The sequence below is a fragment of the Streptosporangiales bacterium genome, assembly GCA_009379955.1.
In the GTDB taxonomy this organism is placed as follows: Bacteria; Actinomycetota; Actinomycetes; order Streptosporangiales; family WHST01; genus WHST01.
Map to the genome: position 1 here is coordinate 1 of WHST01000149.1, position 14,446 is coordinate 14,446.

The 14,446-nt window shown below is 71.8% G+C and carries 13 protein-coding genes; 9 read left to right on the plus strand and 4 right to left on the minus strand.

The annotated features are described in order from the left end of the window. Nucleotides 1-323: 323 nt before the first annotated feature. Entirely contained in the window at nucleotides 324-1,073 is a 750-nt protein-coding gene (locus GEV10_28825) for a hypothetical protein (GenBank protein MQA82418.1), read from the plus strand. A gap of 4 nt (nucleotides 1,074-1,077) precedes the next feature. Here GEV10_28825 and GEV10_28830 read toward each other — a convergent pair whose 3' ends face one another. Continuing rightward, nucleotides 1,078-2,202, minus strand: coding sequence for a SidA/IucD/PvdA family monooxygenase (locus GEV10_28830; protein MQA82419.1), 1,125 nt, complete (start codon nucleotides 2,200-2,202; stop codon nucleotides 1,078-1,080). A 213-nt stretch (nucleotides 2,203-2,415) separates the two neighbouring features. On the opposite strand from GEV10_28830, the gene GEV10_28835 reads away from it, so the two are divergent. The 3 genes from GEV10_28835 (at nucleotide 2,416) to GEV10_28845 (ending at nucleotide 5,830) form a co-directional block, all read left to right on the plus strand. Continuing rightward, nucleotides 2,416-3,393: an ATP-binding cassette domain-containing protein gene (locus tag GEV10_28835; protein ID MQA82420.1), complete on the plus strand. Its 978-nt coding sequence runs from the start codon at nucleotides 2,416-2,418 to the stop codon at nucleotides 3,391-3,393. Beyond that, nucleotides 3,390-4,238, plus strand: a complete 849-nt coding sequence (locus GEV10_28840; GenBank protein MQA82421.1) for an ABC transporter permease — start codon at nucleotides 3,390-3,392, stop codon at nucleotides 4,236-4,238. The genes GEV10_28835 and GEV10_28840 overlap by 4 nt, the downstream gene beginning before the upstream one ends. 98 nt (nucleotides 4,239-4,336) lie before the next feature. After that, nucleotides 4,337-5,830 (plus strand): twin-arginine translocation signal domain-containing protein, encoded by a 1,494-nt coding sequence (locus GEV10_28845; GenBank protein ID MQA82422.1) that lies wholly within the window; start codon nucleotides 4,337-4,339, stop codon nucleotides 5,828-5,830. A 10-nt stretch (nucleotides 5,831-5,840) separates the two neighbouring features. Here GEV10_28845 and GEV10_28850 read toward each other — a convergent pair whose 3' ends face one another. Continuing rightward, nucleotides 5,841-6,596 carry an MOSC domain-containing protein gene (locus tag GEV10_28850; GenBank protein MQA82423.1) on the minus strand — a complete coding sequence of 252 codons (756 nt, stop codon included), beginning with the start codon at nucleotides 6,594-6,596 and terminating at the stop codon, nucleotides 5,841-5,843. 98 nt (nucleotides 6,597-6,694) lie between these two features. On the opposite strand from GEV10_28850, the gene GEV10_28855 reads away from it, so the two are divergent. From GEV10_28855 to GEV10_28870, 4 genes are all read left to right on the plus strand, one after another. Further along, on the plus strand, nucleotides 6,695-7,324 hold the full coding sequence (locus GEV10_28855; protein MQA82424.1) for a methyltransferase domain-containing protein: 630 nt from the start codon (nucleotides 6,695-6,697) through the stop codon (nucleotides 7,322-7,324). Between the two features lie 68 nt (nucleotides 7,325-7,392). Next, nucleotides 7,393-8,730 (plus strand): amino acid permease, encoded by a 1,338-nt coding sequence (locus GEV10_28860; GenBank protein MQA82425.1) that lies wholly within the window; start codon nucleotides 7,393-7,395, stop codon nucleotides 8,728-8,730. A gap of 44 nt (nucleotides 8,731-8,774) precedes the next feature. Beyond that, a complete protein-coding gene (locus tag GEV10_28865) occupies nucleotides 8,775-9,599 on the plus strand; it encodes a carbon-nitrogen hydrolase (GenBank protein ID MQA82426.1) in 825 nt (274 codons plus the stop codon). 32 nt (nucleotides 9,600-9,631) lie between these two features. Continuing rightward, nucleotides 9,632-10,447: a methyltransferase domain-containing protein gene (locus GEV10_28870; GenBank protein MQA82427.1), complete on the plus strand. Its 816-nt coding sequence runs from the start codon at nucleotides 9,632-9,634 to the stop codon at nucleotides 10,445-10,447. Between the two features lie 72 nt (nucleotides 10,448-10,519). On the opposite strand, the gene GEV10_28875 is transcribed toward GEV10_28870, so the two are convergent. Both GEV10_28875 and GEV10_28880 read right to left on the minus strand, forming a co-directional pair. Beyond that, nucleotides 10,520-11,581 (minus strand): ATP-dependent DNA ligase, encoded by a 1,062-nt coding sequence (locus GEV10_28875; GenBank protein MQA82428.1) that lies wholly within the window; start codon nucleotides 11,579-11,581, stop codon nucleotides 10,520-10,522. A 92-nt stretch (nucleotides 11,582-11,673) separates the two neighbouring features. Beyond that, nucleotides 11,674-12,861, minus strand: coding sequence for a glycosyltransferase (locus tag GEV10_28880; GenBank protein ID MQA82429.1), 1,188 nt, complete (start codon nucleotides 12,859-12,861; stop codon nucleotides 11,674-11,676). Between the two features lie 161 nt (nucleotides 12,862-13,022). Between GEV10_28880 and GEV10_28885 the strand changes: the two genes are divergently transcribed. Beyond that, entirely contained in the window at nucleotides 13,023-14,282 is a 1,260-nt protein-coding gene (locus tag GEV10_28885) for a DUF445 family protein (GenBank protein ID MQA82430.1), read from the plus strand. Nucleotides 14,283-14,446: the final 164 nt, after the last annotated feature.

Below are 14,446 nucleotides of genomic sequence, written 5' to 3' on the forward strand. Positions count from 1 at the left end.
CGCCCGCCGCACCGGGCTCACCACCGCCCACCAACAGCGAGTTGCCACCCGCCGCGAGCTACGACAGGATCAGTCATGAACCCCCGCCAGTGGTTGGGTATTACGCCCCCGAACTGGTGCATTTGGTCAGACGCGCCTCGATCGTCGACGGCACCCTGACACCGACCCCCACCTGAGGGCCCTGGGCTGACCTCACATGGCACTACCGGTCTTCCGCCACTTCACATGGCACTACCTGGTCGAACGCCACCTTTGTCCCGGTTCGTCGCCGGTAGTGCCATGTGAAGTGGCCGGGGACACGGTCCGCGTAGGAGCATGGACCCGTGGCAGGATTCGGAGCGGTGTTCCGTCGGGCTCGGCGCGCGTCCCGGCGTGGGGACGACGCGGCGCAGCGCGAGGCGGTGCTGCCGCTGTCGGCGAGCATCGAGGCGCTCGGGGAGCAGTCCTGGACCGACGAGGGCGTCGTCGACGTCCCCGTCGACCGGATCGTGGGCACCGTGTCGCGGGTCGACGACTTCGACCGCGGGATGCGGCCGTTGCGTCCGCACCTGCGGTCGCGCTGGGAGGACGTCGCCGGTGTGCTGGCGTCCGGGCGCGGGCTGCCGCCCGTCCGGCTGGTACAGCTCGGTGAGCTCTACTTCGTCGTCGACGGGCACCACCGCGTCTCGGTGTCGCGGGCGAAGGGCATGGCGGCCGTCGAGGCCCGGGTGCGGCGGCTGTGCACGGTCGCGTACGCATGCCACTGCCTGACGCTCCTCGACCTGCCGAACAAGGCCGCGGAGCGCCGCTTCCTCGAGCAGTACCCGCTGCCAGACGACGCGCGGGCCTGGTTGTGGCTCGACGATCCCGGCGACTGGGAGCGGATCGAGCAGGCCGCGCGCCGCTGGCTCGACGAGCACCTGGCGGCCGACGGCGGCGACGGGTCGGCCACGGCCGAGGAGCTGCTCGAGGAGTGGTGGCGCCACGACGTCCTCCCCACCGCGCACGCCTGCCGCGGTGCCGAGCGCGTGTGGCTGGAGGACTACCTGTGCGCCGTGCGCGACCGCACGACCGGCGGCTGCTGTCTCGTCTGAGCCGTCACGCGACCCGCTCGCGGTCCGCTGCCAGCAGGCCGCGGATCTCCCGCGCCGCCATGCGGCCGGCGCGGTTGGCGCCGATCGTGCTGGCGGACGGGCCGTAGCCCACGAGGTGCAGCCAGGGTTCCGCGACGACGCGCGTGCCGTCGACGCGGATGCCGCCGCCGCGCTCGCGCAGCCGCAACGGCGCCAGGTGGTCGATCGCGGCGCGGAAGCCGGTGCACCAGATGATCACGTCCGCGTGCTGTCGGCGGCCGTCCGCCCAGGTCACCGCGTCGGGCGTGACGAGGTCGAACATGGGCAGCCGGTGCAGCACGCCCTTGTCGAACGCCTCGCGGGCGGCGCCGACGTACGACAACCCGGTGACGCTGACGACGCTCTGCGGCGGCAGGCCGGCGCGCACGCGTTCCTCGACGAGGGCGACGGCGTCGCGGCCGACGTCGGGGGTGAAGTCGTCGTCACGGAAGACCGGTGGTCGGCGGGTCACCCACGTGGTCGACGCGGCGACGCCGGCGAGCTCGGAGAGCACGTGCATCGCCGAGGTGCCGCCACCCACGACGACGACGTCGAGGCCGGCGAGGTCCGCGGGGCCGCGATACCCCGAGTAGTGCAGCTGCCGTCCCGCGAAGTCGGCGACACCCGGGTAGTACGGCAGGTACGGCCGTGCCCACGTGCCGGTCGCGTTCGCCACCGCCCGCGCCGCCCACTCCTCGACCCGGCCGCCGGTGGTACCCGTGACGACGAGCCGGTCACCGTCGTCGTCCCGGCGTACGGAGCCGACCGTGACGGGACGGTGCACGTGCAGCGCGTTCGCACGCTCGTAGGCGGCGAAGTACGCGGGGACGGCATCGGCCGCGCGGGCGGAGCCCGGCACGTCCGCGCGGTCCCAGCGGACACCCCGCAGGTCGAAGATGCCGTGGACCTTGTCCATGGTCAGTGAGGGCGGCCGGAGCCGCCATGCACCCCCGGGCTCCGCGCTGTCGTCGAGCACGACATAGCCCGTCTCGGGCGCGAAGCCGAAGCGGTCGAGGAAGTACGCGGTGGACAGTCCTGCCTGGCCGGCGCCGATGACGGCGACGTCGACCTCGTGCCTGGTGTCCGCGTGCTTCACGTCAACCGCAACCATCCGCGCGGCGCCGTGCTTCCCGCCCTTGACCTCAACGTTAGTAGAGGTAACACGCTGGGACGTGAGAGGGAGGTGGTCCGATGCGCGCGATATGGCTGACGACGGCGATCGGCGGACCTGACCCACGCCGTCCGGTCCGGCAAATCGCGTCGCCGTTGTCCGACCCGCTGAGTAAAGTCTTGGTCAAGACGTCCAGCTGACAGGAGTGCCCGCGTGGAGCCGCGTTCCGATCTCGCCATCGAGGTGTCCGGGCTCGTCAAGACTTTCGGCAAGGTGCGCGCCGTCGACGGCGTCGACCTCGAGGTGCGGACGGGCGGCGTGTACGGCTTCCTCGGGCCCAACGGCGCCGGCAAGACCACCACGATCCGCGTCCTCGCCACCCTGCTGCGTCCTGACGCCGGCCGCGCGTGGGTGCTCGGGCACGACATCGAGCGCGAGGCCGACGCCGTGCGCAGCCGGGTCAGCCTCACCGGGCAGTTCGCGTCGGTCGACGAGGACCTCACCGGCCTGGAGAACCTCGTCCTCCTCGCCCGCCTGCTCGGCTACTCGCGCAGCCAGGCCAGGCGACGCGCGAGTGACCTGCTCGACGCGTTCGGGCTCGGCGACGCGGCCGGCCGGCAGGTCAAGAAGTACTCCGGCGGCATGCGCCGCCGCCTCGACATCGCGGCGAGCATCGTCGTCACGCCCGACCTCATCTTCCTCGACGAGCCGACGACCGGTCTCGACCCGCGCAGCCGCAACCAGGTGTGGGACATCATCAGGGCGATGGTCGGGGAGGGCACGACCGTGCTGCTCACCACCCAGTACCTCGACGAGGCCGACCAGCTCGCCGACCGTCTCGCCGTGATCGACCACGGCAGGGTGATCGCGGAGGGCACGACCGGCCAGCTGAAGGCGTCGGTCGGTGCGGGGGCGCTGCACGTCCGGCTGCTCGCGCCCGAGCAGCGGGCCGAGGCCGAGCGGGTGCTCGTCGAGGCGCTCGAGGTGCCCGTCGTCCCGTCGGCCGACCCCGCCGAGCTGTCGGCGCGCATCGCCGACCCCGAACGCGTCGCGCGCGCCCTCGCCGAGCTGTCACGGCACGGCATCGCGGTGACCGAGTTCGCGCTCGGGCAGCCGAGCCTCGACGAGGTGTTCCTCGCGCTGACAGGCCACCCGGCGGAGCCCACCGACGACGAAGAGGCGGCGGCATGACCACCACCACCGGCACCGAACCCGCGTCCGACGCCGTCGCGGCCGACGCGCTGCGCGGCGTGCTCAACGCCGGCGCCAGGCCGTCACGTCCCGGCCCGGTCTCCACGTCGCTGACCTTCGGCTGGCGGGCGCTGCTCAAGATCAAGCACATCCCCGAGCAGCTCTTCGACGTGACCATGTTCCCGATCATGTTCACGCTGATGTTCACGTTCCTGTTCGGCGGGGCGCTGGCGGGATCCACGGGCGAGTACCTGCAGTTCCTGTTGCCCGGAATCCTCGTGCAGACGGTCGTGATGATCACGATGTACACCGGCATGACGCTCAACACCGACATCTCGAAGGGCATCTTCGACAGGTTCCGGTCGCTGCCGGTGTGGCGGCCGTCCGCCCTCGTCGGTGCGCTGCTCGGCGACACCGTCCGCTACTCGATCGCGTCCGTGATCGTCATCGGTCTCGGTCTCGCGCTGGGCTTCCGACCCCAGGGTGGCGTCGTCGGTGTGGTGGTCGCGGTCGTGCTGCTGCTCGTCTTCGCGTTCTGCATGTCCTGGGTGTGGACGATGCTCAGCCTGATCCTGCGCACGCCGCAGTCGGTGATGGGCGTGAGCATGATGGTGATGTTCCCGCTGACGTTCGGCAGCAACATCTTCGTCGACCCGCGCACCATGCCCGGCTGGCTCCAGGCGTTCGTCGAGATCAACCCGGTGTCCCACCTCGTCGCCGCCACCCGCGGGCTGATGCACGGCACCGGCGCGGCGGGCGAGTCCATGTGGGTGCTCGGCACCTGTGTGGTGATGGTCGCCGTCTTCGCCCCGATCACGATGGTCCTGTACCGCAACAAGAGTTGAGCCCGACCACGTTTAGTACTTTTGTATGATTACATCTTGACGCGATCGCCCCGCTTCGTCAGGCTCGGGTCATCTCCCGCAGCCTCGAAGGAGCAGCCATGGCGGACGCGTCCCGACCACGATCCCGCCGGCTGAGCAGGCGCGACGTCCTGCGCGGGGGTGCCGCGGGCACCGCCGCCCTGGCGCTCGGCTCCACCCTCGGGACGGGACGCGCGTACGCGGCCACCCGCATCCCGATCGACCCGGGCACGCGGTACCAGACGTTCGAGGGCTGGGGCACCGCCCTGTCGTGGGGCGCGAACGCGATCGGCGGCTGGCGCGACGTCGACGCGCGCGAGGAGATCGTCGACCTGCTGTACGACGACCGCCGCGGCCTCGGTCTCGAGATCGCCAGGTACAACATCGGCGCCGCGGAGCACCCGGACCACGACCACATGCGGCTGTCGGCCGAGATCCCGTCGCTCATGCCGCGGCCGGGGGAGTGGGACCTCACCCGCGACGCCGCGCAGCGCTGGGTGCTCGAACGCGCGCTGCGCGGGTCCGCCCGCCACATCGAGGGCTTCGTCACCAGCCCGCACTACTGGTGGACGCACAGTGGATGCGCCAGCGGTGCCGTCGACAAGGGCAACAACCTGAAGCCGGAGCACGTCGGTGACTTCGCCGACTTCGTGACCGAGATCCCCCGGGTCTTCGCCCGCGAGTGGGGCATCGGGATCGACGCCCTGTCGCCGGTCAACGAGCCGAGCGCGGACTGGTGGGTGGCGAACGGCTCGCAGGAGGGCTGCCACTACGACCCGGAGTACCAGCGGCAGGTGCTGGTCGCGGTGCACGAACGGCTCGAGGCGAAAGGGCTCGCCGACCGGGTGCGCCTCTCGATGTCGGAGGAGCCGGGCGCCGAGGCCGCGCTCGCGACGCTGCGGGTGCTGGGCGACGACGCGCGCCGCCTCGGCACGGTGACCACCCACTCGTACTGGGACCAGGAGCGCACCGGCCTGCACGACGCCGTCCGCGCCCTCGGCGCGAGCCTGTGGATGTCGGAGTGGGGCACCAGCGGCGATGCCGGCTACCAGCCGCAGCACATCAGCAACGCGCTGAACCTGTCGCGGACGATGCTGCGCGACCTGCGCGAGCTGCGGGCCGACGCGTGGAACGTCTGGAACGCGATCGAGAGCCAGGAGGCCAACCGGTCGGAGGACGTCTCGTGGGGCCTGATCCACGCGACGTACACGCCGGGCCAGGAGGACTTCTACGTCGCCAAGCAGTACTACGGCTACGGCAACTACGCGAAGTTCGTCCGGCCGGGATCGGTCGCCGTGGAGATCGGTGACCCGCAGGCGTTCGCGACGTACGACGCGAAGCACCGGCGTCTCGTCGTGGTCTTCACCGAGCGCGGCACGGCAGACCGCGACGTGACGTTCGACCTCGGCCGGTTCGCGCCGTCGGCCGGCGCGGTGCTGCGGCACCGGACGTCGGCGACGGAGAACCTCGCCGGGCTGCGTCCCGAGGTCCACCGCGACGGGTCGTACCGTACGACGCTCAAGCGCGAGTCGATCACGACGTTCGAGTTCCCCGGCGTCGTCCCGCGGCGCTAGGACGTCGGCGTCAGGCCAGCACCTCGCAGGCGTCGCCGACGGTGACGCGTCCGGGAGTCTCGACGTCGGCGTGCAGGCCGAACCAGATCTCGCCGCGACCCCGGCGATCGGGTGCCAGTGCGCGGAGCGCGTCGACGTCACGCTCGCCGGTGCCGGGCCGGCGGTTCACCACCGCGCACCGCGGCAGCGGCCCGCGGACCGCGATGACGACGTCGCCGAGGCGGACCCGGCGGCCGACCCACGCGTCCTCCGTGAACGCCGGCGCCTCGCCGGTGTCGACGACCGCAGTCGCACGGAACCGTACGCCGTCGTCGGTCGGTCGACCGGTGCGCGCCGCGAGGTCGGCGAGCGACGACGTCGTGACGAGCGACACCGAGCCCGCCCAGACCACGTCGGCAGGACCGGTGACCCGGCACAGCACGACGTCGCGCCCCAGGTACCGTCGCAGCAGGTCGTTCCACGGACCCTCGACCGTGACGAGGCCGACGTCGCGGCTCCAGTAGTCGCCGCTGCGCAGCTCGCCGTCGACGACCTCGCCCGTCGCGGTGCCGATCGGCGTCTCGACGGTGAGCTCGGGTGGTCGCCAGTTCGCGCGGCAGGCGAGCACGCCCTCGTTGCCCACCGTGCGCATCACCGCGCCGGTCCGCCGGTCGACGAGGCAGAACGACCGGTCGCCCACCGGCCCGTCCCGCGTCACCTCGAGCTCCGGCAGGGCGTTGTGCGTCATGCCCTTGACCGGCGTCAGCCCGAGCCTCGTGACGTGCACCTCTGTACCTCCTTGCTACGTCCTGTGATCGTCATTACGGCGACCTCCCGCCGGCTGTGCCACGGTAGCGGGACCCGACAGCGAACGGAGTGGGACAGGTGACGGAGGAAACTCCCAAGGAGCTGCTCGCGCGCGTGTACGCGCTGCAGGGACCCGAGGAGGCCGAAGAGGTCTACGACGGCTGGGCGGACAGGTACGACACCGACACCCTGGACGGCATGGGCTACGTGGCGCCGACCGTCGCCGTGACCCGACTGCTCGAGCTGACCCCGGAGCCCGGCACGGTGCTCGACGCCGGCTGCGGTACCGGTCTCGTCGGCGCCGCGCTCGCCGAGCGCGTGACCGTGACCGTCGACGGCGTCGACCTCTCCCAGGGCATGCTCGACCAGGCGGCGGCGCGCGGCGTCTACCGCGACCTCGGCAAGGCCAACCTCACGGAGCGCCTCGACATCGTGGACGACGCGTACGACGCGGCGTTGTGCGTCGGCACGCTGACCGACGGCCACGTCGGGCCGGTGGCGTTCGACGAGTTGGTGCGCGTCGTGCGTCCCGGCGGGCTGATCGTCGCCACCGTGCTGTCACGGGTGTGGGAGTCGGGCGGCTACCGCGCGCACGTCGACGAGCTGGTCGAGCGAGGGCTGGTTGGGCTGCGCGAGGCGGTGACCGAGCGTTCGTACCACACCAACGAGGACATCACGTGCCGGCTGGTCGTGCTGGACGTACGCTGACGTCCTCCTGACTGGCGAGAGGAGGCGCCGTGACCGCCGCGCCGACGACGCTGAGCCGTGTGCTCGGGATGCCGTCCCTCGTGCTGTTCGGCCTGGCGTACATGGTGCCTCTCACGGTGTTCACGACGTACGGCGTCGTCACCGACCTCACCGCGGGACACCTGCCGACCGCCTACGTCGTGACGCTCGTCGCGATGCTGTTCACGGCGTACAGCTACGGGCGCATGGTGCACGTGTATCCGTACGCCGGTTCGGCCTACACCTACACGCAGAAGTCGTTCGGCCCGCACCTCGGCTTCATGACGGGGTGGGCGCTCCTGCTCGACTACGTGTTCCTGCCGATGATCAACTACCTCGTCATCGGCATCTACCTGTCGGCGAGCATCCCCGGCGTGCCGACCTGGGTGTGGGTCGTCGCCGCGATCCTCCTCGTCACGGTGCTCAACATCCTCGGCATCACGCTCGTCGCCCGGGCCAACTTCGTCCTCGTCGCCGTACAGGTCGTATTCCTCGCGGTGTTCTTCGTGCTGGCGTTCCGCACCTTGGCGAGCGGCGACGTGCCTTCCCTCACCCAGCCGTTCGCCGGCGCCGGGCTCGACCCGTCGACGATCCTCGGCGGCGCGGCCATCCTCTGCCTGTCGTTCCTCGGGTTCGATGCCGTCTCGACGCTCTCGGAGGAGACGCGTGACGCGCGCCGGCGCATCCCGCGCGCCATCATGCTCGTCACCGTCATCGGCGGCGTCACCTTCATCGTCGTCTCGTACGTCGGCCACCTCGTCTTCCCGCGGTGGCAGGACTTCACCGACGTCGACTCCGCGGCGCTCGACGTGATGCGCCACGCCGGCGGTGCGTTCCTCGCGACGTTCTTCACCGCGGCGTACGTCGCCGGCTGCTTCGCCTCGGCGATGGCGTCGCAGGCGAGTGTCTCGCGCATCCTCTTCGCGATGGGACGTGACGGGGTGTTGCCGACCCGGTGGTTCGGCCGGTTGCACGAGCGGTTCCGCACGCCGGTCGTCGCGATCGTCGTCGTGGGCGCGCTGTCTCTCGTCGCCCTGGGCATCAGCCTGGAGCTGGCCGCGGCGATCGTGAGCTTCGGCGCGCTGGTCGCCTTCTCCTTCGTGAACCTCTCGGTCGTCAAGCACTACGTCGTCGACGCGAGGCGGCGTACGCCGGCGGACATCGTCAAGTTCGGCGTGCTCCCGGGCATCGGCGTGCTGCTCACGCTGTGGCTGTGGACCAGCCTGTCCGGCACGACGTTCGTCGTGGGCCTCGCGTGGACCGCCGTCGGGTTCGTCTACCTGGTCGGCCTGACCCGCATGTTCCGCCGGCGCCCGCCCGAGCTGCGGCTCGACGAGGCCGCGATCGCGGACGATGAGCGCGGCCCCGAGACGGTGGCCACGCGATGACTGCCGTCCTGCCCGTCCACGACGTCCGTGCGGGCGAGCCGTCGATGGGCGTGGTCGACGTCGCCGTGTGCCAGCTCGCTCCCGTGCTCGGCGACCCCGAGGGGAACGCGCGCCTGATCACCGACGCCGTCGAGACGGCGGCCGGCGTCGGTGCGCGGGTCGTCGTGCTGCCCGAGCTGGTGAGCAGCGGCTACGCGTTCGCCGACCGCGCCGAGCTCCTCCGCTACGCCGAGCGGCCGGACGGGCCGACGGTCACGCGGGTGGCGGCACTCGCCCGCGACCGCGACCTCGTCGTGGTCGCTGGCTTCCCCGAGCTGGGTGACGACGGCGTGCCGTACAACAGCGCCGTCGTCGCCGACGCCGGCGGCGTTCGCGCGATCTACCGCAAGGTGCACCTGTGGGACGCGGAGAAGGAGATCTTCGCCGCGGGGGCGGCCGCGCCGCCGGTCGTCGACACGGCCGTGGGCCGGGTCGCGGTGGTCGTCTGCTACGACCTGGAGTTCCCCGAATGGCTGCGCCTCGCCGCGCTCGGCGGTGCCGACATCGTGTGCGCGCCGACGAACTGGCCGGCCGAGCCCCGGCCCGACGGAGAGCGGCCGGTCGAGGTCGTCCGCGCCCAGGCGTCGGCGTCGGTCAACCGGATGTACGTCGCCGTCGCCGACCGGGTCGGCGACGAGCGCGGTGTCGCGTGGGTCGGCGGGTCGGCGATCATCGGGCCGGACGGGTTCCCGCGGGTGCTCGCGGCGCCCGGCGGCCAGCAGGTACTCGTGACGTCGTGCGTCCTGGCCGACGCGCGGGACAAGCGCGTGTCCGCCCGCAACGACGCACTGGCCGACCGCAGGCCCGACCTCTACGGGACGGTGCCGTGACGGCGCCGCGGCTCGACGTCGAGACGGCACGGATGGTGCGGGCGAACGAGGAGAACTGGGACGCGCGCACGCCGGTGCACGTGGCGAGCGCGTTCTACGGTCTCGACTCCGGCAGGGACGCCGCGGACTGGTTCGCCCCGTTCGAGTGGGACGACCTCGGCGATCTCCGCGGCCGCGACGTGCTGCACCTGCAATGCCACCTCGGTACGGAGACGATCGCCTTCGCGCAACGCGGCGCGCGTACCGTCGGCCTCGACATCTCGGGGGAGTCCGTGGCCCAGGCGCGGCTGATCGCGGAGCGCGCCGGCGTCGACGTCGAGTACGTGCGCGCCGACGTCCACGACGCGGTGTCGGCGCTGGCCGGTCGCACGTTCGACGTCGTGTACACCGGCAAGGGCGCGCTGTGCTACCTGCCCGACCTGGCCCGCTGGGCGTCCGTCGTCCGCGACCTGCTGCGCCCGGGCGGCCTGCTGTACGTCGTGGAGTTCCACCCGATGCTCAACTCGCTCGGCCCGAAGCCGGATCCCGGCGCGGGACCCGAGCTGACGCTGCGCCACGACTACCTCGCCGGCCCCGGCGCGGTCGAGCGCGACGCGACGTTCACGTACACCGACGGTCCCGCGCTGACGCACGCGACGGTCGCGTACGAGTGGATGCACGGCATCGGCGACGTCGTCACCGCGCTGGTCGACGCGGGCCTGCGGGTGACCGGCCTCCGCGAGACCGACCTGCTGCCGTGGCCGCGCTGGGAACGGATGACCCGTACCGAGGACGGCTGGTGGCGCCTCCCCGACGACGACCCCCGCATCCCCCTGCTCTACGCCCTCACCGCCACCCGCAACCCGTGAGGGGCACCCTCACCGTGCCCCGCCACCCGTGAGGGGCACCCTCACCGTGCCCCCACACAGTGAGGGTGCCCCTCACGGGTTCGGTTGTGGTGCGGTGATGGTGCGCCAGTGCTTGGAGCGTTCGCCGGGGCGGTAGGGGCTGGTGAGGCGTTTCGCGACGACGCCGTCGAGGCCGAGGTCGGCGCACGCCGCGAGCAGGTCGCGGCCCTCGCCCTCGTACCACGGCGACAGCTGCCAGTGCGCGCCGGCGAGACCGAGCGCGTCGAGTGCCTGCCTGCGCTCGGTGTACGGACGGTCGAGCAGCGAGGCGTCGTCGTGGTGGAGCAGGTCGAAGATCACGTAGACGATCGGAACGGACTGCCGGCGCGGACGGCTCCGCTGCGCCAGCCGACGCTGCAGGCGGTCCAGGCTCGGCTTGCCGTCGTCGTCGAACGCGACGAGCATGCCGTCGAGGACGAGGCGGTGACCGCCGACGTTGCGGGAGAGCGCCCCGAGCTCCGGGTATCCCGAGGTGACGTCGCCGAGCTCGCGGTCCTGGAGTCGGACGTGGCCGGGCTCGCAGAACGCGACGGTGCGCACGCCCTTCCACATCAGCTCGAAGCCCCACTGCGACTCGTCGCGGGGGAGCGGGCCCGATGACGCCAGCATGGGCTCGATCTCGGACGGCAGCGGGACGTAGCCCTCCGGGGTGCCGCCCATCCGGTGGATCAACCAGTTCTGGCCCGCCGAGAACAGCGCGAACGTGCCCTCCGCGCGGCCGCCGTGCAGCCGGATGACGGCCTTGCCGTCCTTCCACTCCAGCTCCTCGTAGGTCCCGGTGTCCCACACCGTCATGGTGCCGCCGCCGTACTCGCCCTGCGGGATCTCGCCGTGGAAGTCGAGATACTCGATCGGGTGGTCCTCGGTGTGGACGGCCATGCGGTTCTCCGCCGGGTCGAACGGCAGGCAGCGTGGCAGGGCCCACGAGACGAGCACGCCGTCGCGCTCGAGCCGCAGGTCCCAATGCAGGCGCGTGGCGTGATGCTCGTGGATGACGAAGCGGTTCTGGTCGGCGTCGGTCGCGGGGTCGCCGCCGCGTGGCTCCGGCGTCTTGTCGAACGTGCGCTTGCGGTGGTAGTCGCGCAGGCTGTTCATGGGATGCGGTCGACGTTCCGCTGCATCGCGGGGCTCCGTTCCAGGCTCCTGGTCAGGACTCTACGACGCCACGCCGACCGGGAACCCGGGGCTCAGCCGATGCGGTACTTCCCGGTGAGGTCGCGGCCGGTGAAATGACCGGTGCGTACCGCCGAGGTGTAGGCGGTCTCGACGTCGGTCGCCACGCGGCCCCAGGAGAAGCACGCCGCCGCCCGGTCGGCGCCGGCGATCCCGTAGGCGGTACGCCGCGGGTCGTCGGCAACGAGCCTGCGCAGCACGACGGCGAGCCGGTCGGGGGAGGCACCCGCTGCGACGGTCACCCCGCTGACGCCGTCGAGCACGATGTCGTCGACGTCGGTGGCCACCAGCGGCGCGCCGCAGGCCATCGCCTCGACGCACGACGGTCCGCGAGGGGTGTCGTTGTCCGGCACGCTCACGACGACGTCGGCCGACCGGAACAGGTCCGCCAGCTCCGCGGCCGGGAGGGTGCCGACCATCGTGACCCGGGCGGCGACGCCGAGCCGCTCGGCGAGGTCGCGGATGCGGATGGCGTCGTCGTCGGTGTCGATCGCGTTCAGGGACGGACCTCCGGCGATCACGAGCTCGGTGCCCGGCACGTGCGGCAGGGCCGCGACGACCTTCTCGGCACCCTGGTCGGCCACCAGTCCGTCGGCGCACACCAGTCGATGCAGGTCGGTGCGCGGAGCCGCGTCACCCTCCGGTGCGAACACGGCGAGGTCGACGCCGTACGACACGACGGACATCGTCGATCGCGGGATGCCCCGGCGCGCGAGCTCGTCGGCCTGGGGATGCCCGGAGACGAGGGTGCGCTTGGCGCGCCGGCCGAGTGCCGTCTGCAGCTTCGCCCAGCGTGCGTCCTGCAGACTCTTCGTCGGTGGGACCTCGACGGCGCGGCAGTCGAGAACGAGCGGGACCTCGTCGTCGCCCGCGACGACGGCCAGGCCGGCACTGCAGGAGAACGAATGCGCGAGGTCGGGCTGGTCGTCGCGCCAGGTCTCCTCGAGGAAGGTCGCGTAGCGCTTCGCACTCCCCGGTTCACCCGTGGCGCCCACGTACGCCAGCTCGAGCGTGACGCCGGGCGCCACCTCGTCGGACCCCGACGAGACCTCCTGGTCGGTCGGGGCGTACATGGTGACGTCGTGGCCCCGATCGGCGAGTGCTCCGGCCAGGGCGCGCGGCTGGGAGTCTGCGGCGACGAGGCGCTCGAAGCTCGCGTCCTCGGGCCTGGTCTCGTGTCCGGTGACCAAGGCTATGTGCATGGTGTTCCTCGCTTCGCGTGCTCGCCGAGCCGGGACGTTCCGGGCTCCTGTGGAGGCACGCTGCTTGACCACCACCTGCCTACGAACCTAACTCAATCGGACATTGTGGAGCAAGGCCACCGCCGCGCAACCGGACACGCGCGTCGGAGAGGATTGCGGACATGTCCACGACGATGGCAGTCGAAGCCGGTGCCGACGGTGACGCCCTGCGGTTGCGCGGGTTGCGGCGGATGCGTGCGATCGCTCTGTCCCTGCTGCTGCTCGCCGCGGTGGTGTACGTCCTCACGCTCGACCGTGACGCGGGGTGGGCCTACCTGAACGCGGCCGCGGAGGCCGCGATGGTGGGTGCGCTCGCCGACTGGTTCGCGGTGACGGCGCTGTTCCGGCGGCCACTCGGCCTGCCCATCCCGCACACCGCGATCATCCCCAACCGCAAGGACGCGCTCGCGCGCAGCCTCGAGGACTTCGTCGCGACGAACTTCCTGGCAGAGTCGGTCATCCGCGACAAGGTGTCGTCCGCGGAGCCCAGCAGGCGCGTCGGTGCCTGGCTGGCCGAGCAGAAGCACAGCGAGCGGGTCGTCGCCGAGGCGGCTCGCCTGGTACGCGGCGGCCTCTCCGTCCTGCGCGACGAGGACGTCACGTCGTTCGTCGAGACCGCCCTGCTGCCGCGGCTGATGGACGAGCCGATGAGCCCGATCGCCGGCCGGTTGCTCGGCGACGTGGTCGCGGAGGGTGCCCACCACGGGCTCGTCGACCTCACCCTCGTCGAGCTGCACGGCTGGCTGAGCGAGAACGCGGAGACCGTCACGCGACTGGTCGGCAACAGGGCGCCGCGGTGGTCGCCGAAGTGGGTCAACGCGCGGGTCACCAGGCGCGTGCATCGCGAGGTCGTCGCCTGGGTCGAGGACGTCCGCGACCAGCCCGGCCACCCGGCGCGCAAGGCGTTCGACGACATGCTCGCGAGGCTGGCGGACGACCTGCAGAACGACCCCGAGGTCATGGAACGGCTGGAGAAGCTCAAGCACCGCGTGCTGAGCCACCCGCGGACGGCGTCGACGGCGACGGCGTTGTGGAACGCCGTCCAGCGCAGCCTCATCGACGCCGTCGAGGAGCCCGACGGCCTGTTGCGTCAACGGGGCGTCGACGCCCTCACCGGCTTCGGCCGGCGCCTGCTCGAGGACGAACCGCTGCGCGCCCGCATCGACGGCCACGCCGCCGACGCCGCCGCGTACGTCGTCACGAACTTCGGTTCCGAGATCGCGACCGTCATCTCCGACACCGTCAACCGGTGGGACGGCAAGGAGACCGCCGACCGGATCGAGCTGTACGTCGGGCGCGACCTGCAGTTCATCCGCATCAACGGCACCATCGTCGGCGCCCTCGCCGGACTCGCCATCCACACCGTGAGCGTCCTGCTCTGACCGCCGTCCGCGAGGGGTCTCCTTGTTGATCACGTTAACCTCGATTGTTCACGTGGGGTGGTGGTGTGGCCGTGGTGGGGTGTTGTGGGGTGTGGTTGAGGTGTTTGCGGGGTGGGGGGTAGGGCGGTGGCCCGGTTGTCGCCTGGGGTGGGCGCCGGTTCCAC